General features: G+C 72.5%; 17 protein-coding genes, 1 tRNA gene and 1 pseudogene. 8 read left to right on the forward strand and 11 right to left on the reverse strand.

Annotated features, from left to right (window positions below):
• The first annotated feature begins 171 nt into the window (after positions 1-171).
• The 3 genes from ACZ514_RS21910 to ACZ514_RS21920 all read left to right on the forward strand — a co-directional run bounded on the left by ACZ514_RS21910 (position 172) and on the right by ACZ514_RS21920 (position 2,965).
• Positions 172-2,067: an MFS transporter gene (locus tag ACZ514_RS21910; RefSeq protein ID WP_469125434.1), complete on the forward strand. Its 1,896-nt coding sequence runs from the start codon at positions 172-174 to the stop codon at positions 2,065-2,067.
• Positions 2,068-2,180: 113 nt separating this feature from the next.
• Positions 2,181-2,384, forward strand: coding sequence for a hypothetical protein (locus ACZ514_RS21915; RefSeq protein ID WP_468167565.1), 204 nt, complete (start codon positions 2,181-2,183; stop codon positions 2,382-2,384).
• Positions 2,385-2,584: 200 nt separating this feature from the next.
• Entirely contained in the window at positions 2,585-2,965 is a 381-nt protein-coding gene (locus ACZ514_RS21920; RefSeq protein ID WP_469125435.1) for a hypothetical protein, read from the forward strand.
• A gap of 149 nt (positions 2,966-3,114) precedes the next feature.
• Here the strand turns inward: ACZ514_RS21920 and ACZ514_RS21925 are convergent.
• The 8 genes from ACZ514_RS21925 to ACZ514_RS21960 all read right to left on the reverse strand — a co-directional run bounded on the left by ACZ514_RS21925 (position 3,115) and on the right by ACZ514_RS21960 (position 11,453).
• A tRNA-Arg gene (locus ACZ514_RS21925) sits at positions 3,115-3,187 on the reverse strand.
• 372 nt (positions 3,188-3,559) lie between these two features.
• The gene (gene haaN / locus ACZ514_RS21930) at positions 3,560-4,048 is read right to left on the reverse strand and encodes a cyclophane-containing RiPP N-acetyltransferase HaaN (protein WP_469125436.1); all 489 of its coding nucleotides are present in this window, start codon (positions 4,046-4,048) and stop codon (positions 3,560-3,562) included.
• A 46-nt stretch (positions 4,049-4,094) separates the two neighbouring features.
• Positions 4,095-5,249 carry an FxsB family cyclophane-forming radical SAM/SPASM peptide maturase gene (locus tag ACZ514_RS21935; protein WP_469125437.1) on the reverse strand — a complete coding sequence of 385 codons (1,155 nt, stop codon included), beginning with the start codon at positions 5,247-5,249 and terminating at the stop codon, positions 4,095-4,097.
• A gap of 13 nt (positions 5,250-5,262) precedes the next feature.
• Positions 5,263-5,454, reverse strand: coding sequence for a HaaA family cyclophane-containing RiPP peptide (gene haaA, locus ACZ514_RS21940; RefSeq protein ID WP_468699350.1), 192 nt, complete (start codon positions 5,452-5,454; stop codon positions 5,263-5,265).
• A gap of 104 nt (positions 5,455-5,558) precedes the next feature.
• A complete protein-coding gene (gene haaT / locus ACZ514_RS21945) occupies positions 5,559-8,336 on the reverse strand; it encodes a cyclophane-containing RiPP biosynthesis TPR protein HaaT (protein ID WP_469125438.1) in 2,778 nt (925 codons plus the stop codon).
• Between the two features lie 273 nt (positions 8,337-8,609).
• Positions 8,610-9,581, reverse strand: coding sequence for an endonuclease/exonuclease/phosphatase family protein (locus tag ACZ514_RS21950; RefSeq protein ID WP_469125439.1), 972 nt, complete (start codon positions 9,579-9,581; stop codon positions 8,610-8,612).
• Positions 9,582-9,659: 78 nt separating this feature from the next.
• The gene (locus tag ACZ514_RS21955) at positions 9,660-10,148 is read right to left on the reverse strand and encodes a RidA family protein (protein ID WP_468167577.1); all 489 of its coding nucleotides are present in this window, start codon (positions 10,146-10,148) and stop codon (positions 9,660-9,662) included.
• Between the two features lie 27 nt (positions 10,149-10,175).
• Positions 10,176-11,453 (reverse strand): M6 family metalloprotease domain-containing protein, encoded by a 1,278-nt coding sequence (locus ACZ514_RS21960; protein ID WP_468167579.1) that lies wholly within the window; start codon positions 11,451-11,453, stop codon positions 10,176-10,178.
• Between the two features lie 455 nt (positions 11,454-11,908).
• Between ACZ514_RS21960 and ACZ514_RS21965 the strand changes: the two genes are divergently transcribed.
• The 3 genes from ACZ514_RS21965 (at position 11,909) to ACZ514_RS21975 (ending at position 15,192) form a co-directional block, all read left to right on the forward strand.
• Positions 11,909-12,571, forward strand: a complete 663-nt coding sequence (locus tag ACZ514_RS21965) for a TetR/AcrR family transcriptional regulator (RefSeq protein ID WP_469125531.1) — start codon at positions 11,909-11,911, stop codon at positions 12,569-12,571.
• Between the two features lie 109 nt (positions 12,572-12,680).
• The gene (locus ACZ514_RS21970; protein WP_469125440.1) at positions 12,681-14,222 is read left to right on the forward strand and encodes an MFS transporter; all 1,542 of its coding nucleotides are present in this window, start codon (positions 12,681-12,683) and stop codon (positions 14,220-14,222) included.
• A 193-nt stretch (positions 14,223-14,415) separates the two neighbouring features.
• Positions 14,416-15,192 carry a dioxygenase family protein gene (locus tag ACZ514_RS21975; RefSeq protein ID WP_468167907.1) on the forward strand — a complete coding sequence of 259 codons (777 nt, stop codon included), beginning with the start codon at positions 14,416-14,418 and terminating at the stop codon, positions 15,190-15,192.
• Here ACZ514_RS21975 and ACZ514_RS21980 read toward each other — a convergent pair.
• Positions 15,189-15,854 carry a Uma2 family endonuclease gene (locus ACZ514_RS21980; protein WP_469125441.1) on the reverse strand — a complete coding sequence of 222 codons (666 nt, stop codon included), beginning with the start codon at positions 15,852-15,854 and terminating at the stop codon, positions 15,189-15,191. The genes ACZ514_RS21975 and ACZ514_RS21980 overlap by 4 nt on opposite strands.
• Before the next feature lie 228 nt (positions 15,855-16,082).
• Positions 16,083-16,592 (reverse strand): annotated as a pseudogene (locus ACZ514_RS21985) (GNAT family N-acetyltransferase); the annotation flags it as partial.
• 176 nt (positions 16,593-16,768) lie between these two features.
• On the opposite strand from ACZ514_RS21985, the gene ACZ514_RS21990 reads away from it, so the two are divergent.
• The gene (locus ACZ514_RS21990; RefSeq protein WP_469125442.1) at positions 16,769-17,746 is read left to right on the forward strand and encodes a sigma-70 family RNA polymerase sigma factor; all 978 of its coding nucleotides are present in this window, start codon (positions 16,769-16,771) and stop codon (positions 17,744-17,746) included.
• Positions 17,747-17,901: 155 nt separating this feature from the next.
• Here the strand turns inward: ACZ514_RS21990 and ACZ514_RS21995 are convergent, their stop codons facing one another.
• Positions 17,902-18,867 (reverse strand): helix-turn-helix transcriptional regulator, encoded by a 966-nt coding sequence (locus ACZ514_RS21995; protein WP_469125443.1) that lies wholly within the window; start codon positions 18,865-18,867, stop codon positions 17,902-17,904.
• A gap of 62 nt (positions 18,868-18,929) precedes the next feature.
• Between ACZ514_RS21995 and ACZ514_RS22000 the strand changes: the two genes are divergently transcribed.
• Positions 18,930-20,492: an MFS transporter gene (locus ACZ514_RS22000; protein ID WP_468699358.1), complete on the forward strand. Its 1,563-nt coding sequence runs from the start codon at positions 18,930-18,932 to the stop codon at positions 20,490-20,492.
• Positions 20,493-20,703 lie beyond the last annotated feature (211 nt).

Genomic DNA, 20,703 nt, shown 5'->3' on the forward strand with positions numbered 1-20,703 from the left:
GCGAGGATACAAGAGGGGTAAAGGTGCGGGTGCCGCTCAAACCCCCTCCAAACCCCTCGGCTTTGGAAAAAAAGCCGCCCCGGCTCGGCGAACCCGGGCGGCCCCGCCCCCCCGGCCCCCCCCGGGACCCCGCGCCGTGTCCGGGGAGCCGTGTCGGAGGGAGCGTCGTTCGTGACCACAGCCGAGCAGCAGCAGGGGCCGTCGGGCCGGGCGGACGAGCCCCGCCCGGGGGCCGCCCTGCCCGCCGCCGGGCCCGGATCCGTGCCCGCCGCCGGGCCCGCAGCCGCGTCCGCGGCCGCCGCCGCGCCCGCGCCCGCAGCCGCGTCCGCGGCCTCCCGCGCCCTCGCCCGGGCGCACCGTCACCCCGTCCTCCTGGCCACCGTCACGGCGGCGGTCCTGCACGTGGTCTGGTTCTTCTGCTTCGCCAACAGCGGCGGGGACCTTGCCGCGCAGGACGCCTGGGCGGAGTTCGTCGGCCGGCACCCCGACACGGCGTACAACCTCGCCTGGTACGGGGGGATGCACCCGGTCTCGTACAGCGTCGTGTCCCCGTACGTCATGCACGTGCTCGGCGTCCGGACCACGATGATGATCGCCGGCACCGCCTCGGCCGGGCTCCTCGCACTGATCCTCACCCGCTGCCGCGGCGCCGTCCGGCGCCCGCTGTGGCCGGCCCTGGCCGGGGTCTACGGCCTGCTGTGCAACGCCCTCTCGGGCCGGGTCACCTTCGGCCTCGGCACGCTCTTCGCGCTCGCCGCCGTCGCCGCCGTCTTCTGCTGGCCCCGCAAGTGGGCCGAGCGGCGCTGGGCCAAGGCGGCCGTCGCCGCCCCGCTGGCGGGGCTGGCCACCGCCGCCAGCCCCGTGGCGGGGCTCTTCCTCGGGGTGGTCGCGGCCGCGCTGTTCCTGAGCCGGCGGCGCCCGGGCGCGTACGCCCTCGGACTGGCCCCGGTGGCGGTCGTGGGGCTCTCGGCCTGGCTGTTCCCCTTCTCGGGGACGCAGCCGATGAAGATCGGCTCGGCCGCGCTGCCCTTCGTCCTCGGTCTGGCCGTCGCCCTCCTCGTGCCCACGGCGTGGAGGACGGTCCGGGTGGCCGCCGCCGTCTACGCCCTCGGGGTGTTCCTGACCTGGGCGGTCGACTCCCAGGTCGGCTCGAACGTCACCCGGCTGGTCATGCTGTTCGGGGGAGCGGTGCTGCTCGCCGCCCTGCCGTACACGGCCCGCCGCACCCGGCGCCGGTACGCGGTGGTGCTGGCCTTCGCGGTGCTGACCGCCTGGATCACCACCAACAGCATCACCGACATCGTCCGTACCACCCCGGTGGCCGCCTGGAACCGCGAGCTGGCCCCGCTGGTCGACCAGCTCCGCAAGGCGGGCGCCGACCGCGGCCGGGTCGAGGTGGTCCCCGCCAGCAGCCACCGGGAATCCTCCGCCTTCCCCTCGTACGTGAACCTCGCGCGCGGCTGGAACCGGCAGGCCGACCTGGAGCGCAACCCGCTCTTCTACGACGACACCCTCACCGCCGACAGCTACCGGGCCTGGCTGGACCGCTGGGCCGTGCACTACGTGGTGCTGCCCGCCGACCGGCCCGACTCGGGCGGGGAGACCGAGGCGGCGCTCGTGCGCGGGGGGCTCCCGTACCTGACCCAGGTGTGGGCCGACCAGAACTGGCGGCTGCTGCGGGTGGACGCCCCCACGGACCTCGTGTCGGGCCCCGCGAAGACGGTCCGGGCGGTCGCGGACCAGCTGGTGGTCGAGGTCTCGGCGCCGGGCCGGGTACTGGTGCGGATCCCGCACTCGCCGTGGCTGGGCCTGGTGGACGGCACGGGCCGGGCGGTGGAGCCGCCGCGGGAGACGCCCGGATCGAGGACGGCGGCCGTGAAGGAGTACGAGAACCCGTCCGGGTGCCTCTTCAAGGCGGCCCCGGACGCCGCCGGGGACGTGTGGACGGAGCTCCTGGCCCCGGCGCCGGGCGAGTACCGGGTCTCGGCGAAGTACCAGCTCCCGCGCGGCACGCCCTGCCCGGCGGAACTGATCCACCGGACCCCGTTCACTCCCGCCGGGCCGTGAACCGATACGCGCCGGTCGGATTCTTTGCCCACCGGTCCGGGTGCATCCGTCCGTATATGTGCATACGATCCCAGTAGTCCGATTGGGTGCTTCCCGAGGGAGTTGACGACGGGATGAGCAAAGAGCAGAAGCGGGACGTCCGCGCGGCGGTCGCGAAGGCGACGGAAGGACTCCAGCCACCCCGGGCCCAGGGCCACGGCTTCGAGGGTCCGGTCCGCAGCAAGGTGAAGGGCGGGGCGCACACCAAGGCGGACCTCAAGCGCGCCGGCACCCCCCAGGGAGACCGCATCGGCGAACGCAGCAGAGGCCTCAGCTGACCGACAAGGACGAACCCGCCCTCCCGGCCCCCGGGAGGGCTTTCCCTTCACCGGGGCGTCACGGTTGCCGAGCGAAGTCCTCCGAGACCCCTAAGGGGCGTGGAAACCGGAAGGCCACTACCCGCTTGCGGGAAGGAGGCGAAGAGGGGGGAATCGAGCCACTGGTTCGCACTCAGTACTACGTCGAAGACGCCTTCGGCGTGCCAGGCTTCTCCGGGCCGGCCGAGCTGAACGTCCTGGGACAGTGGGTGACGGCCGACATCCAGCTGTCTCCGCTATCCGTCCTGGAGGCGATCGACCTCGTGACCGAGGCCAAGGGCAACCCGGACTTCGCACCGGAGGACCTGGACGGGAACGCGCACACCGTCACCCTCAGTCGCCAGGGCGTGAGGGTGGAGAACCACTTCGTCGAGCATGCCCAGGGTGAATACACCCTGGACGACGCGTTCCGGCTGCTTGTCGACTTCTGGGACTACTGCTGCCTGGCGAACCCCGCAAAGGCCGAAGCGCGCCGCCGCGAGTACGTCGAGGAGCACGGCCGCGACCCACTGGCCGGAATCCGCAACTACCTGGCAGCGTGACGGCCCCGCTGAGACGGCTGTCGCGTGGCCACACCAGCAAGGCCCCCCCGCGGACCGGGTCCCGAAGGCCAGACGCCCGGGCGGGTGAGCCCCGTCGGTCGGGGCATGCAAACGGCCCGGAGCATGATCGCTCCGGGCCGTTGCGCTTGTGCCCCCGGCAGGATTCGAACCTGCGACACCCGCTTTAGGAGAGCGGTGCTCTATCCCCTGAGCTACGAAGGCGGGCCTTGCGTGCAACGTGGCTGAACACTCGAGGTGAGGTTCCGCTCGCGGTCGGCAAGGTCCTGGACTACCACGAGGGCAGCCCAGGGACAGCGTAGCGGATCAGCGTGGAGCGTTGCGGCTCAGTTCTCGGGGAAGCGGGTGCTGCTCTCCGCGGCCTCTGCGTCCCCGTCGGCGTAGGCGGGGTCTTCCGCTCCCTTGCTTCTGCCCGGGGAGTGACCGAGGGGTTCCAACCAGGACCGCTACGGAGCGGAACCGGTCCGTGGGCCTGGCCGGCGGGCCGATTCCGCCGTGCGGGCGGGGGCGGTTCGTTCGGTGATGTCGAAGTCACGCGGCCACTCGAGGGCGGCAGGTCATCGCCCTCACGCCATATCAGGCGTCCACCCGGTAGACGATCTTCCCGTCGAACTCCGCGAACCCCAAGGACTTGTAGAAGGCACGCGCGTCCGCGTTGTTCCGGTCCGTCATCCACTCGACCCGGCTGCATCCGGGACGCGCTGAGGCCAGGGCGCGGAGTTCGTCCATGAGGCGGGCGCCGACACCCTGGCGGCGGAGGGTACCGCGTACATAGAGCTCTTTGAGGAACAGGGAGTGGGAGGAGCCGGCCGCCGGCCACAGGAACGAGTAGGCGGCGAGCCCGGCCAGATCACCGGCCTCGTCCTCGACCAAGAGCGCGGACGCCAATGGCGGGGAGCCGAAGAGTGCTGCCTCCACCTGGGAGCGCCGCTCCTCGAACGGCTGGATCTCGGTAGATCCGTAGAACCGTTCGATCTCCTCGATCAAATCGGCCACTGCCGCGGTGTCGCGCCTCTCGGCGGGGCGGATCGTCACGGTCATCGACATCTCCTGTCGCTCTTCCATAGCTTCCCTCGTTCGTTTCCATGCGTGATCCCGGCGTGGCGCGGGGCTACGGGGACGTCTGTGCGTGAGGGGCCCACCCGTGCCGGCGCAGCGAGCCCTGGACATGCCGGATCAGGTACTCCAGGTCCGCGCAGTAGACAGAGGGGTTCCGGTAGCCGCGGTCGGTGCTGAAGCGGTGCGGCAGGTAGCCCCCGCCGCACACCTCCACCAGAGGACAGCTCTGGCACTGATCGGCCAGCGCGGCCTTCCCGTTCTGCCGGTGCAGGAGCTTCGGATGGTCAAGGACCTCATCGAAGGACTGGCTGAAGACGTCGCGTCCCAGCCAGGAGGCACCTTCCTCGACGGACCGCAGGGTGTCCACGCCCTCGATCGTGCCGTCCGACTCGATCACGATGCTCGTCGGCGGGGCCAGGCCGAGGGACTCCACCGAGCCGCGCACCCCGGAGCTCAGCGCCACGATGTCCTCCAGCATCCGCACACTGTGCCGCTGATCCGGTCGCGCGAGCCAGGCGTCGTAGACGCGGCTCATCCACACCCCGTACTCGGGCACACTCGGGTCGACGCGGTGCGGCGGTTCGTCGTGAGTTCCGTGCGGCAGGCCGAAGTCGATCACAGGCGGCTCGAACGACGCCAGGTGGTCGTGGACCTCGACCGGGTCGTTGGCCAGGTCGACGACGGCGAGCAGCCCTGCGAACAGGTGCGGCCGGGACCGCAGGAGTTCGACGCCCCGTACGGCCGAGGCGACACTCGATCGGGAGGAGCGCGTCAGCCGATGCCGGTCATTGGCGGTCGGCGGTCCGTCGAGGCTGACGCCCACGACGACCGCGTACTGCTCGAAGAGGTCCAGCCAGGGCTCCGTGAGGAGCGTCCCGTTGGTCTGAAGCTCGAAACGGACCGCCACACCGGTCGGAACACCCTCCTGCACGGCGCCGAGCAGGTCTGCCATGTGCCGGGGGCCGGTGAGCAACGGCTCACCGCCGTGCAGTACGACGTGGACGCTCCGCAGGCCGTGCGCCGCCGCGTGTTCACCGATGCGCAGCCCGGAAGCCCGGGCCACGTCCGTACTCATCCGAGCAGGCAGGTGCCGCCACGCCTGGTCGGCGGAGTTGAAGACGTAGCAGTAGTCGCAGTCGATGTTGCAGCGATTGGCAACCTTGAGGATGAACGACCGGAAGTGGGCGACGTCCGTGCGTGGTGTCATCGAGCGGAACGGCTCAAAGAGGCCAGGTCCAGATCAGCGAAGCCTGGTGACCACCCTCGCCCTCGCGGTTCGAGGCCGTCTGCTCGGCCGCCAGCCGCTGCCGAACGCGGACGGCGACCCGGTCCAGGACGGCCGAACCGTTGGTGGGCTCCGCGCCGGCAGGCGCCGGGGCCTGCGGTGCGGGAACGGGCGTACGTGACGGCATTCGACGCTCCTCGGGGCAGGGCAACGGTGTCGAGCGGCAGACCCGCCCGCAACGTAGCAGTACCGCTACTGTCGCCGGCACAGCGAATCCGGCCACGTGCCCGGCTACTCGGACCGCGACGCGAGATGCCGCTCGATGACATCCGCCGGCCCGTCCACGCCCAACCGCCGGTACACGTCGAGCGCTTCACGCAGCACCCCGGTTCCCCGCGCCCGCTCGCCGGCTGTCCAGTCGCAACGGCCGATCCCCTCCAGGGCACGCGCCTCCTCGAGCGGGCAGCGGACCCTCCGGGCCAGCCCCAGTGCCTGCTCGAAGAGTTCGCGGGCGGCGGCCCGCTCACCGGAGGAACGCAGCACCGTTCCCCAGTGGTTCAGGACCTCCGCCTCACCGCACCGGTCACCGAGCTCTCGCAGCACGTCCAGACTCCGCCGGAACGACTCGACGGCACCGTCCGGATCGCCGGCAACCCCGCGCGCCACCCCCAGCTCGCCCAGAGCGGCGGCTTCGCCGCCCCGGCTTCCGAGATCGCGGTACGAGCCCAGGGCGTCGGTCAGCAGCCGGATCGCCTCCGTGACGTTGCCGTCCAGGCGTTCCAGTACCCCGAGGCAGCGCACGCTGTTCGTGCGGCCGAACCGTTCGCCGAGTTCGGTGAAGTACTCCAGCGCCCGCGTGTGGGCCTCCCGTGCTCCGGTGGGATCGCCGGTCAGGCGACGGACCACTCCGAGCTCGTTGAGCGCGTACGCCTGGTGGACCCGGTCATCGAGCTCCCGGTAGATCTCGAAGGCCTCATGGTGGCGCCGCGCAGCCAGCTGGTACTCGCCCAGGAGGCAGTGCACGACGCCGAGGTCCCGCAGTGAATTGGCCTCCCCGTACCGGTCGCCCAGCTCCCGGTAGATCGACAACGCTTCGGTCTGCGCCGCCACCGCCGTGTCGAACCTGCTGGTCTGCCGGCGCACCATGCCGAGGTCCGCGAGCGCGTTGGCCTGGCCGAGCCGGTCGCCGATCTCCCGGTAGAGCGCGAGGGCCTCGGTCTGCGCACGGGCAGCTGCGTCGTTGTCTGCGGTCATGTACCAGACGATGCCCACCTGGTTCAGAGCGTCAGCCTTGCCTCGCTTCTCGCCGACCGCCTCGTACTGGGTCACCGCTTCGTTCAGTGCCTCGACGGCCTCGGGGTAGGCCGCCGTGAAGCGCCGGACGACTCCGAGCTCGGCCAGCGCGTTGGCCAGCGCCCGCCGGTCGCCGGTGTGCCGGGCCGCCTCGGCGGCGCTCCGATGGAGGCTCACGGCTTGGTCCCAGGGCCCGGCCTGCCGCAGGAAGGGCGCCATCGCCTCAGCCATGTCGATCACCAGCTCGTGCAGTGCGAGATCGTTCGCCCTCCGGATGCAGGCCAGGACGTTGGCCCGCTCCTCTTCCAGCCAACTGAGAGCTGCGGTACGCGAATCGATGGGAGGAGTCTCGACATGGGCGGCGTCCGCTGGAGCATCCGGTGCGGAGGCGCCGCTACGGGCAATGTGCCTGTTTGCGACGGCGAGGGCGGCCAGGTAGTAGGCGCACACGCGCTGAACGGCATGAACAGGGGTCATGCTGCCTCCCTCGTCGGCGAGACCGCGGGCGTAGTCGCGTAGGAGGTCGTGTAGCCGGAACCGGCTTCCCGGGTGTTCCTCGATCAGATGGGCGTCGTAGAGCGTGTCGAGCGCCTCTCGCGCCGCCGCAACCGAGACCGAGCCGAGCGCTGCCCCGCAGAAGGCGTCGAGCTCGGTTCCAGGGTAGAGACCGAGACACCGGAAGAACCGCTGCCGCTCGGGGGAGAGGTCCTGGTAGGACAGACTGAACGTCGCAGCCACCGCGCGCTCCCCGGCTCGGAGCTCTCCCAGCCGGTTTCCGGCGGCGACCAGACGGGCACGGAGATCCTCCGCGGTCCAGGACGGGTGGTGACGCAGCCGTGCGGCGAGCAACGACACCCCGAGCGGCAGGTACCCGCAGAGCTCCACCAACTGCTCCAGGACAGACCGATCGAGCGGCTCCGCCGACCGCCCGCTGAGGCGTACGAAGAGGTCGACGGCATGCTCCGCCGGCAACGCCTCCACGGGCAGCACCACCTCTTCGTACGCGGCCAGCCGCTTCCGGCTCGTCACCAGTACGAGACAGTCCCTTCCGCCGGGGAGCAGGGGCTCCAGCTGGCGGTAGCTGGCCGCGTTGTCGAGGATGAGCAGTGCCTTCTTGTTCGCGAGCTGGCTCCGCCACATGGCCGCCCTCGCCTCGGTGACCGCACCCGAGTCGTCACCGGCGGGGATCCGCTGCGCTGGTACTCCGGTCGCCGCCAGCAACGACGCGAGCGCTTCCGTGGCCTGTACGGGGGGCCTCCCTGCGGTGTGCCCGTTGAGATTCACGAAGAGCTGGCCGTCCGGGAAACGTTCCGACAGCACATGCCCCGCGTGTACGGCGAACGTCGTCTTCCCGACGCCCGGCATTCCGTCGATCACGTGCACGGGCAGCGCCTCGCCCCTCTCCTGCGCGTTCCCGACGGACCGCACCAACGCCTCGAGTTCGGCGGTCCGGTCGGTGAACGCGGTGGTGTCGCGCGGCAAGGACCGCAGCACGAGTGCAGCACCCGGAGGCACCGCCCCTTCCTCTGGCCGGGACGCCGGCGCGGCGCGGCGTTCGGGCGCCCCCGGCTCCGACAGCGCGGCCAGCAGCACCGCCAGCCCGACCATGGCCCCGCCCAGTACAGCGAACGAGAACCAGCCGTGCCGCTGTAACCACCCCAGCCATCCGGGCCACTGCGACTCGGACACCGCATTGGTGACCAGCCCCACGAGCATGGTCGTAACGGCTCCGCCGGCGGCCACGACGGCGACGGAAATCCCCCGCCGGAGCCTCATGCGTGCGTCGTCTTGACGGAGCGGGGACCGGTTCGTGGCCGGCCGCCTGTGGTGCGGCACAGCCTTCCAGCTGTAGCTCTGGTCACGAATGCAACCCCCGAATCCGACGCCCTGTCGGGCACCAGCGGACCAGCTCTCACGGACCCTGGTCAAGGTCCGGCTCCCCGCCACCCACGGGCTCGTATCAGCCAACTGGCGTGCGGCTCCTGCACAGGGCGCAGCGATGATGCTTTCACCGAACCAGCCGGTCGTCCTGGCCCCGCGCGCTGCCGGTCAGTATCTGAGTGCGGCCGCCACCGGGAGGTGGTCGCTCGCGGTGGGCGGCAGGGTCCACGCGCGCAGCGGGGTCAGTCCGCCCCGCAGCAGGATCTGGTCGATCCGGGCGACCGGGAAGCGGGCCGGCCAGGTGAAGCCGAAGCCGGCGCCGGCCTCCTCCTGGGCGGCGGTGAAGCTCCGCGTCACCGGGGTCAGCACCCCGTCGTCGGTGGTGGCGTTGAAGTCGCCGACCAGCAGGGTCCGTCCGGCCGGGGCGTCCCGCAGCCGTGCCGCGAGGGTGCGGGCGGCCTCGTCGCGGTGGCCCGTGGCGAAGCCGCCGGTGCCCAGCCGGACGGAGGGCAGGTGGGCCACGTACACCGTGACGGGCCCCTTCGGGGTCTCGGCGGTGGCGCGCAGCAGCTGCCGCCACGGCACGATCGGCGTGCCGCCCGTGTCGCGCAGCGGGAAGGTGCTCCACAGCCCGACCGTGCCCTGGACCACGTGGTACGGGTGGCTCGCGGCCAGCTCCCGCTCGTACGCGTCCAGCGCGGGCCGGGTCAGCTCCTCCAGGGCGATCAGCTGTGCCCCCGAGGCGGCGACGGCCCGGGCGGTGCCCGCCGGGTCGGGGTTGGCGTCGTCCACGTTGTGGGTGACGACCGTGAGGTCGGCCGGGCCGCCCCGCGAGCCGTCGGCCAGGGCGGGCCCGTACAGCCAGCCCCAGACCAGGGCGGGCAGCAGGACGGCGGCCGTCGCGCGCCGGGAGCGGCGCAGCAGGGCGGCGGCGGCCAGGAGGGGCACCGCGAGGCCGGTCCACGGCAGGAAGGTCTGTACGAGACCGCGCGGGTTGCCGCTCGCCGGGCCGCCCGGCAGCCAGGGGTGCAGCAGCATCAGCAGGGCGGTGAGTACGGCGAGGGCAGCGACCACGCTCCCGCGGGGAGGGCGGAGCCGGGCGGCGGCTCCTCGGCGGCGGGGCGTCGCGTACGGGGTCATGCCCCTGGTGACGCGTCCGGCGGGCCGGAGGTTCTGCCGGCCCCCACCCCGCCCCCCGCCCCCGCCCGCGCTCCCGTCTCACACCCCCATCGGCGTGTGCAGTTCCACGGTGATCTCGACCTCGACCGGGGCGTCCAGCGGCAGTACCGCCACCCCGACCGCGCTCCGGGCGTGGATGCCGGCGTCGCCGAAGGCCGTGCCGAGCAGTTCGCTCGCGCCGTTGACCACGCCCGGCTGGCCGGTGAAGTCCGGGGCGCTCGCCACGAAGCCGACCACCTTGACCACCCGCTTCACGGCGGAGAGGTCCCCGGCCACCGACGCCACGGCGGCGAGGGCGTTCAGCGCGCACCGCCGCGCCAGCTCGGCGCCCTGCTCCGGGGTGACGTCCGCGCCCACCTTGCCGGTGACCGGCAGGGCCCCGTCCACCATGGGCAGCTGGCCGGAGGTGTGGACGTAGTGCCCGCTCACCACGGCCGGCACGTACACGGCGACGGGCGCGGGGGCCGGGGGCAGCTCCAGCCCGGCCGCGGCCAGGCGTTCTTCGGGGGTCGTGGGGGTGGCGGTCACGAAGGTCTCCTCGGGGGTGGGAGGGGGTCAGGGCCGGGTCACGCGCACCTGGTAGCGGCCGTTGCGCAGCGCGCCCACCACGGCGATGGTGATGCCCGCCTTCTCGTCGGTGAAGGTCTCGCCCGGCCGGAACGGGGCGTCCGACAGTTCCGCGTGCACGTTGGGCCGCCGCGTGCAGCCGCCGCTCCCGCTCGCGCTGTCCGAGACGGTGACCGGACCGCGCCCGGTGTCGACGTCCGAGTCGACCCTGTAGATCAGCACGCCGGGCTTGCAGACGGCCTCGTCGTTCCCGGCGCGGGTACGGACCTCCACGGCGTAGCCGGCGCTCTCGGAGAGCGGGACGAAGGCCAGCTTGGTGCCGCCGCCGACGGCCAGCGGGGACAGGACGTGGTCGCTGGTGCCGGAGGTGGAGGCGCAGCTGACCTGGCTGCTGTCGAGCCAGCCGAGCTTCCACTTGTGCCAGCCGAGGAGGTCGTTGTTGGCGCCCCAGTCCTCGCTCATGATGTCCCAGTGCCCGACCGCGCCGCCGCCTTCGGAGGTGTACAGGTCGGGCAGTCCGAAGACGTGCCCGTTCTCGTGGGGGAGCACCCGGTAGCCGGTCTCCCGGTAGGAGCCGGAGCCGTCGTCCTGCCGGCTGTAGACGAAGGACGTGTTGGCGAGCGGCACCCCGTCGGCCATCGGCGCCTCGCGGTTGCCGGAGAAGGTGACCGACAGGACGGTGTCCAGCGCGGACGGTCCGGCGTTCGGGGTGACCAGGATGTTGATCAGGTCGTACCGGCTGAAGTCCACCTCGGCGTCGGCGGCCTTCACGATGTGCTCGACGAGCTGCCGGTAGCCGGGCTCGTAGGGGGAGCCGCGTTCGATCCCGTACGCGGCGAAGGGCATCGGCATCCGGAGCCAGTCCCGCACCGGTGACTCGGCCCGGTAGTCGAGGCGCCCGTAGGAGCTGGTGCGGAACCAGTCGGAGGTCTGCGGGAAGAACTCCGCCAGCCGGTCCATGGCGGTGCCCTCGCCCTTGGCGTCGGGGAAGTCGATCATCAGGTTCAGTGCGCGGACCTCGCCGGTGGAGCGGGAGTACCCGGGCGGGGTCGGCATGCCCTCCGACATCTGGACGCCCATGGTCCCGGCGATCCGGCAGGGCGCCAGCACCGATTCGGCGCTCGTGGCGACGGCGCCGGCGGCGGAGTGGCCGCGGCCGGATATGCCGTCGCTGGCGGTGGCGGTGACGCCCAGGGCCAGTGCGGTGATGCCGATGAACGCGCTGGTGCGGCAGGGTCTGCGTATCCGGCGGCGGGTCTGCGGCATGGAGCTCGCCTTCGGTCCGCGGCAGCCGGCCGGCTCCGGACTGCTCTGTGCGCTCACCCTCCGACGATTGCGACACGCCCGCGCGTCGAAAGCGGCTGAATGTGGCCCAACCGGGGCAAACACCCCTCTTGCGTGTGTGGCGCGGCTCACACGCGCGGGTGAAATAACCGGGGACTGGATCCCCGTTTGAACGAGAGTCCCACGAAGCGGGGACCGGCTCCCCGGTTCGGGAGGGCCGTACGAGCGGATCCGCCGGATCCACGCCCCAGGAAGGCCCCGGAATGAAGAGCTCCGCCCGCGTCCCGGCGGTCGCCCCGCACCGGGCGGCCGTGGACCTCGCCGGACCCGCCCGCCCCGCGACGCCCACCACCGCCCCTGCCACCGTGCCCGCGACCGCGACCGCCACCACCGCGACGGCCGTCGCGACCCCGGCCACCCCCGCTGCCGCCCCCGTCGTGACGCCCCCCGCCGCGACCCCCGCCGCCCCCGCCCGGGTCCCGAAGCCGCGTGCCGACGCCGTGCGGAACCGGGAGCGGATCCTGGTGGCGGCGCGCGAGATGTTCGTGGAGCACGGCGCGGACGCCCCCCTCGACGAGATCGCCCGCAGGGCCGGCGTCGGCAACGCCACCCTGTACCGGCACTTCCCCGACCGGGCCGTCCTCGTCCACCACGTGGTGCTCTACGTGATGGACCGGGTCACCGCCCAGGTGGAGGAGTCGCTCGCCGTGGAGACGGACGCCTTCGCGGCACTCTGCCGCTTCACGCACGCCGCGGCCGACGAGCGGATCGGCGCCCTGTGTCCGATGCTCGCGGAGGGCTTCGACCGCGACCACCCCGAACTGCTCGCCGCCCGCGGCCGGCTGGAGGCGGCGGTCGAGACCCTCGTCACCGCCGGGCAGAGCGGCGGCCTGCTGCGCGCCGACATCGGCGTCGGCGACCTGATGGTCGCGCTGTCGCAGCTGAGCCGCCCCCTGCCGGGGATCGACTGCCTGGGCGTGGAGCGGTTCGTCCACCGGCACCTCCAGCTCTTCCTGGACGGGCTGCGCGCTCCGGCCCAGTCCGAACTGCCGGGCACGGCGGCCACGTTGGAGGACCTCAGGCGCATGCCCCAGGCCTAAAACCAGATGACGGCGGCCCTGCCGGCCGCATAGCCTCAAACGCCGCGAACTTCGCATTTCTGTCATTCAGTCATTTTTCATTCATCCGCACAGTGAAGTGGGTACCCCCATGTCCGGAACAGCCGCGACCACCCCGCCGGCTGCCGTCGACCCCAGTCGGTGGAAGGCCCTGGTCTTCATCGCCCTGGCGCAGCTGATGGTCGTCCTCGACGCGACCATCGTGAACATCGCCCTCCCCTCCGCCCAGACCGACCTGGGCATATCGGACGGCAACCGCCAGTGGGTCATCACCGCGTACGCGCTGGCCTTCGGCGGCCTGCTCCTCTTCGGCGGCCGCATCGCCGACAAGTGGGGCCGCAAGAACGCCTTCGTCGTCGGTCTGATCGGTTTCGCCCTGGCCTCCGCCCTGGGCGGCGCCGCGACCGGTGAGGCGATGATGCTGGGCGCCCGCGCCCTCCAGGGCGCCTTCGGCGCGCTGCTCGCCCCGGCCGCGCTCTCCCTGCTGGCGGTCACCTTCACCGACGCCAAGGAGCGCGCCAAGGCCTTCGGCATCTACGGCGCGATCGCGGGCGGCGGCGGCGCCGTCGGCCTGATCCTCGGCGGCTTCCTGACCGAGTACCTCAACTGGCGCTGGACCTTCTTCGTCAACATCCCCTTCGCGGTCGTCGCGGCCGCCGGCGCCTGGATGGTCATCCGCGAGCCGGCCGGGTCCCGCAACAGCGCACGCCTCGACGTCCCCGGCGTGATCCTCTCGACGCTGGGCCTGGTCGCCCTCGTGTACGGCTTCACGCGCGCCGAGTCGGCCGGCTGGTCGGACACCGTCACCGTGGCCATGTTCGTCGCCTCCGCGGCGCTGCTCGCGGCCTTCGTGTTCGTCGAGTCCCGGGTGAAGTCCCCGCTGCTGCCGCTGCGCGTCCTGCTGGAGCGCAACCGCGGCGGTGTCTACCTCTCGCTGGGCCTGGCCGTCATCTCCATGTTCGGCCTGTTCCTCTTCCTCACCTACTACCTCCAGATCGTGAAGGGCTTCTCGCCCGTCAAGACCGGTTTCGCCTTCCTGCCGATGATCGCGGGCATGATCGTGGGCTCCACCCAGATCGGCGCCCGCCTGATGACCCGGGTCCCGCCGCGGCTGCTGATGGGGCCGGGCTTCCTGCTCGCCGGCGCTGGCATGCTGATGCTGACCCGGCTGGAGGTCGGCTCCTCCTACCCGGCGCTGATCCTGCCGGCGCAGCTGCTGCTGGGCCTCGGCATGGGCACGGCCTTCATGCCGGCCATGTCCCTGTCGACGTACGGGGTGAACCCGGCCGACGCCGGCGTGGCCTCGGCCATGGTCAACACCTCGCAGCAGGTGGGCGGCGCGATCGGCACCGCCCTGCTGAACACCATCGCCGCCTCGGCGACCACCGCGTACCTGGCCGACCACGCGGCCGAGGCCGCCGCGGGCGGTCCCGCCGCTCAGCTGGTGCAGGCCCAGGCCATGGTCGAGGGGTACGCTTCCGCGATCTGGTGGGCCGTCGGGATCCTCGTGGCCAGCGCGGCCCTCGCGTTCGCGCTGATCAACACCGGCCGCCCCGGCGCCGGCGGCCCGGTGGCCTCCGGAGCGGGCGACGCGGAGGACGCGGAGTTCAAGGTCCCGGTGATCGCGCACTGACGTGAGCGCCCACTGAGGAGATCGCGCACCGACGTGATCGCCCACTGACGGGGCGCCGCGCCCCGTGCGGGAATGACTGAGGACCCCGCCTCGTTCAAATTTGAACGAGGCGGGGTCGGTCTTTTCCCGAGTCCACACGGTCCCCGCCCCGACGACGACCGAGGAGCGCTCCGTGACCACCGAGACCCCCCGCATGCCCGCGCTGTACCTCAGCCACGGGGCGCCGCCGCTCGCCGACGACCCGCTCTGGCCGGCCGAACTCGCCGCCTGGTCCGCGGGACTGCCGCGGCCGCGCGCGATCCTGATGGTCTCCGCCCACTGGGAGGAGGCACCGCTGGCCCTCGGCGCCGTCGAGCCCGTCCCCCTCGTCTACGACTTCTGGGGGTTCCCCGAGCACTACTACCGGGTGCGGTACGCGGCCCCGGGCGCGCCGGAGCTCGCCGCCTCGGTCCGCGCCCTGCTGAAGGCGCCCGGCACCCCGGTCCAGGACGTCCCGGACCGCGGCCTGGACCACGGCGCGTACGTCCCCCTCGTCGAGATGTACCCGCAGGCCGACATACCGGTCCTCCAGGTCTCCATGCCCACACTGGACCCGGCCCGGCTGATGGACATCGGCCGCAGGCTGGCCCCGCTGCGCGACGAGGGCGTCCTGATCGTCGGCAGCGGCTTCTTCACCCACAACCTGGCCGCGCTGCGGCACACCGGCCCCGGAGTGCCCGGCTGGTCGGCCGAGTTCGACGCGTGGGGGCGCGAGGCGCTCGCCGCGCACGACGTCGACGCCCTGCTGGACTTCGAGGCCAAGTCCCCGGCGGGCCGTCTGGCCCACCCCCGGACGGAGCACTTCGCCCCGCTCTTCGTCACGCTCGGGGCCGCCGGCTCCGACCTCACCGCCCAGCGCACGGCGGTGGACGGCTTCTGGATGGGCCTCTCGAAGCGCTCCCTCCAGTTCGGCACGGGTACGGCGTCCTAGGGGATCCGCGGCGGACCGGTGATGTCCTCGCCGATCACGAAGCCCCGGGCCGGCCCCTCGGGCACGGCCACCCCGGGCCCGTACGGCGCCCGCACCTCCGACGCGTACCGCGCCTCGCCGGGGACGGGGCCGGTCAACACGCTCACCGTGCCGTGGCCGTCGTAGTCGTCGACGATCACGTACACCGGGATCCCGGCCCGGGCGTACGCGCGGCGCTTGCGGACCCGGTCCCGCGCGACGTCCTGCGGCCCCGGGGCCACCACCTCCGCGACCAGGGGCACGCTCGAGGCCCTGATCCCGAGTTCGCCCCGGGCGGCGTGACCGGTGAGGTCGTCCGGGGCGAGCAGCACGTCCGGGGCCCAGGCCTGGTACCCGCCGACCACGTACATCGCCATGTAGGGGGCGAACGGCCCGCCGGCCAGGTGGGCCGCCAGCCGGTCCCGCAGCCGGTTCGCGGTGAGGGCGTGCGTGAACGGCCGCCCCACGCGCCACATCTCGATCAGGCCCTCCACGATCTCGACGCGGAAGGTCTCGGGCGGGTCGATGGCCTGCCAGGCCCGCCACAGGGCCTTGTCCAGCTCGGGGTCGGGGTCGGGGTCGGATGCGTGCCCGGGGCCGGCGGCCGGCGACGCGTGGGCGGGCCGTGGGATGTGTGCGATCACGAGCGGCACGCTACGGCCGCGATGTGGCATGCCGAAGGAATATGCCCGGGCTTCACCCGGACGGGGGCCGAATCACCCGCACGGACGTACGTCCGACGCCCGTGCGTCCGCCGCCGCGTCCGCCACCGGCCCGTCCGCCGCCGCGTCCGCCACCGCCCCGTCCACTGCCGGCCCGTCCGCCACCGCCCCGTCCACTGCCGGCCCGTCCGCCGCCCCCGCGTCCGCCCCCAGCCGCTTCTCGTACCACCGCACGTCCCAGTAGCGCCCGAACTTCCACCCCGCCTCCGTGAAGTCCCCGACGCGGCGGAAGCCGAAGCGTTCGTGGAGCCTGGCCGAGGCCCGGTTCGGCAGGGCGACGCCCGCGAAGGCGCGGTGCACCGGCTGCCGCGCCAGCTCGGCGAAGAGGGCCTCGTACAGCAGGGTGCCGATGCCCCGCCCCACCGCGTGCGGGGCGAGGTAGACGCTGACCTCCACCGAGGAGTCGTACGCCGGTTTCGGGCGGAACGGGCTGCTTGTCGTGTATCCGGCGATTCGATCGCCGGCCCGGGCAACCAGGAGCCGGTGCGGCCCGTCTTCAGGGTGGGAGCGCAGCCACGGGCGCCGCTGTTCCACGGTGAACGGGACCGTGTCGAATGTGACTGCGGTCTCACGGACGTAGTGGTTGTACAGCTCCGTGAGTTCCTCCAGGTCGGCCTCAAGGCCGGGCCTGACCTGCACGTTCTCGGTTTCTCGCAGCATGCCGCTACCTCCGGTCCGGGGGGTGGCGGGGCAGGATACTGCAAGATCCCGAAAAAGGGAGAGCGGCGTGGGAATTCTGTCCCGATTCCAGTCGTTGTTTCCTTTCGGAAGTGGGCATTCGGAAGAGTGTCCGAAGACGCATCGCGACCGATCCACCGCATCGCAAGGGAGCACGCATGGCAACCCGCGCCGTCGCCCGTCGTCAGTCCACGAGCAGCGCCCGCGCTGCGGGCGGGGAGACCGTCGACCGCGACCTGGTCGGCATGTACCTCGACGAGATCGCGCGTACGCCGCTGCTCGATGCCGCCAGGGAAGTGGAGCTCTCGCAGATCATCGAGGCGGGCGTGTACGCCCGGCAGATCCTCGACGGCGAGGTGGAGCGCGAAGGGGACGCGCCCTCCCGCGAGGAGCTGGAAGCCCTGGCCGCCGAAGGCGAGCGCGCCAAGGAAGTCTTCATCCGGTCCAACCTCCGCCTGGTCGTGGCCGTCGCCCGCCGCTACCCGCGCAGCGGCCTGCCCCTGCTCGACCTCATCCAGGAGGGCAACGCCGGCCTGGTCCGCGCCGTCGAGAAGTTCGACTACGCCAAGGGCTTCAAGTTCTCCACGTACGCCACGTGGTGGATCCGCCAGGCCATCACCCGTTCCATCGCGGACCAGTCCCGCACCATCCGCCTCCCCGTCCACCTCGTGGAGGAGCTCGGCCGGATCCGGCGGATCCAGCGCGAGTTCAACCGGGAGAACGGCCGGGACCCGGAGCACGCCGAGATCGCCGCCGAACTCGACTCCACCGAGAAGCGCGTGGGCGACGTACTGGACTGGGCGCGCGACCCGGTCAGCCTCAACATGCCGGTGGACGACGAGGGCGACACCCAGTTCGGCGACCTCCTCGAGGACACCTCCGCGATCTCGCCCGAGCAGTCCGTGCTCTCGCTGCTGCGCAGCGAGGAGCTCGAGGACCTCCTCGGCAAGCTCGACCAGCGCACGGCCTCCATCATCAAGATGCGCTACGGCATCGAGGACGGCCGCGAGCGCACCCTCACCGAGGTCGGCAAGCAGCACGGCCTGACCCGTGAGCGGATCCGCCAGATCGAGAAGCACGCCCTGCTGGAGCTCAAGCGCATGGCCCGGGACACCGGCTTCGACGCGGTGGCCTGACCGGCCCGCCTCGCGCTCCCGCCCCCGAACGAGCCCCGGTGCCTCCCCCCCCCTGGCGCCGGGGCTCCCCCGTGCCCGGGACGCCACCGAGCTGGCCGGGGGCCGGACCCCGGCCCAGCCGGCCCGCGCCCCGTCAGACCCCGGCCCGCGCCCCGTCAGATCCCGGCCCGGCCGGCCCGCGCCCCGCCGGCCCGCGCCAGCCGTGCGCCCAGCGCCCCGGCCGCCTCCGCCAGGAACGCCGGCTCCCGCACGGTGAACTCCAGCCCCGTCAGCGCCATCCGGGCCGCCAGCCACTCCGGCGCGTCCCCGCTCTCGAAGCGCACCCGCGCCCCGTCCGCCTCCCCGACGGCCGCCTCGCGCAGCCACGCCGGCAGCTCCTCGGGAGGCACGGCGAAGGACACGTCCACCGGGTACGTCCGGGTCCCCCGCAGTGCCCGCCGGACGAACTCGGACGCCTCCATCGGCAGCGGGCGCGGGACGAACCGGGCCCCCGTCGCGAAGGGCTCGCTCACCCGGTCCACCCGGAAGGTCCGCCAGTCCTCCCGCTCCAGGTCGTAGGCGACGAGGTACCAGCGGCTCCCCGTGCTCACCAGCCGGTACGGCTCCACCAGCCGGCGCGAATCCGCCCCGTCCCGCGCCCGGTACGCGAACCGCAGCCGTTCCGGCCCGGCCACCGCACCGGCCATCGCCGTCAGCGTCCGCGGGTCCACGCTCGGCCCGTCCCCCCGGGTCACCGCGACCGTCGCCGACTGCAGGGCGCCCACCCGGTGCCTCAGCCGGGCCGGCAGCACCTGCTCCAGCTTCGCGAGGGCGCGTACGGAGGCCTCCTCGACCCCCTCGATGGCGTGGCCGGCCCCCGCGCGCAGCCCCACCGCGATCGCCACCGCCTCCTCGTCGTCGAGCAGCAGCGGAGGCATCGCCGCCCCCGCGACCAGCCGGTAGCCGCCCTCCGCGCCCATCGTGGCCTCCACCGGGTACCCCAGCTCCCGGAGCCGCTCGATGTCCCGCCGGATCGTCCGCGCGCTCACCCCCAGCCGGCCCGCCAGCTCGCTGCCCGGCCACTCGCGCGGGGTCTGGAGCAAGGACAGGAGGCTGAGCAGCCGGGCGGGGGTGGTGTTCACAGGTCAAGATTGCCAGCCATGTAGGACACGATCTGCCCTACATGCGGTCTAGGTTTCTCTCCATGAGCACCGAGACGTCCATGGCATCGCCCGGAAGAAAAGAGAACGGGCCCGTACGAGAAGAGCGGAACGCCCTCGCCGAAGCAGCACCCGCACCCGACGCCCCCGGCGGATCCGCCGCCCCGGGCGACCGCCGCCGCTGGCTGGCCCTCGCCATCGTGATGACCGCGTCCTTCATGGACCTGGTCGACGTCACGATCGTCAACATCGCGATACCCAGCATGCGCCAGGACTTCGGCGCGTCGACCAGCGCCATCCAGTGGATCACCGCCGGCTACGCGCTCGCCTTCGCGGCCGGGCTGATCACCGGCGGCCGTCTCGGTGACATCTACGGCCGCAAGCGCCTCTTCCTCGTCGGCGTCGCCGGGTTCACCGTCGCCTCGCTGCTCTGCGGCATCGCGCCCGACCCGTCCGTGCTCGTCGCCGCCCGCCTCCTCCAGGGCGCCATGGCGGCCCTGATGGTCCCGCAGGTCCTCGCGATCATCCACGTCACCTTCCCGCCGCACGAGCGCGGCAAGGTCTTCGGCCTGTTCGGCGCGATCGTCGGCCTCGGCGCTGTCTCGGGCCCGATGCTCGGCGCCCTGCTCACCGAGTGGGACCTCTTCGGCCTCCAGTGGCGCACGATCTTCCTGATCAACCTGCCCGTCGGCATCGCGGCCGTGATCCTGGGCCGCAGGTTCATCTCCGAGTCCAAGGCCCCCAAGGCCCTGCGCCTGGACCTCGTCGGTGTCGTCCTCGCGACCCTGGCGCTGGTCATGCTGATCTTCCCGCTCACCCACGGCCGGGAGAACGACTGGCCGCTGTGGGGCTTCGTCTGCATGGCCGCCGCCCCCTTCGTCTTCGCCCTCTTCATCGCGTACGAGAAGCACAAGATCAAGAAGGACGGGTCCCCGCTGGTCGAGCTGTCCCTCTTCAAGGTCAAGAGCTTCGCCGGCGGCATCGCCGTCCAGCTGGCCTTCGGCCTCGTGACCGGCCTCTTCTTCCTGGTCTGGACGCTCTACATGCAGATGGGCCTCGGCTGGACCCCCCTGCACGCCGGCAGCACCGGCATCCCCTTCTCCATCGCCGTCTCCGTCGCCGCCGGCCTCTCGGTCGAGAAGCTCGTCCCGCGCTTCGGCCGCAAGGTGCTCCAGGCCGGCGCGCTGGTCATGGCCGCGGGCCTGCTCCTCTACATCTGGGAGTCCGGGCGCTACGGCATGGAGATCACCTCCTGGCAGATGGCCGCCCCGCTCGTCGTCATGGGCATCGGCATGGGCCTGATCGTCGCCCCGCTGAACGACACGATCCTGTCCCAGGTGCCGCGCGAGCACGCCGGCTCGGCGTCCGGCCTGATCAACACCACCGGACAGATGGGCAACGCGCTCGGCCTCGCCCTGACCTCCGTCGTCTTCTTCGGGTCCATCCAGGACGACCGGATCTTCGGGGTGCCGTACGTCGACGCCTTCCGCGGCGCGCTGTGGTGGGTCGTGGCGGTGCTCGTCGTGATCTTCGCGGTGATGTTCGTGCTGCCGCGCCGGCAGGTCCCGATGTCGGAGCGCGAGGGGGCCGTCGAGGGCGCCCACTGACGCCCTCCGCCTCAGCGGACATGCCCGCCCCTGCGGCGGGGATGTCCGGCCTCCTCCTCGGCACCGTCCGCGGTCCGGCCGGCGCCGACTGGATCGCCTGCTGCTGCGGCGGCCTGCCGCCCGGCCCGGACCACCGCTGGTACGCCGAACTCGTCCTCCCTCGGCGCGGGCGGACAGCTCCTGGTCACCGCCGAGGGCGCCCACCACGGCA

The sequence above is a fragment of the Streptomyces sp. NPDC034086 genome (genome assembly GCF_055575515.1).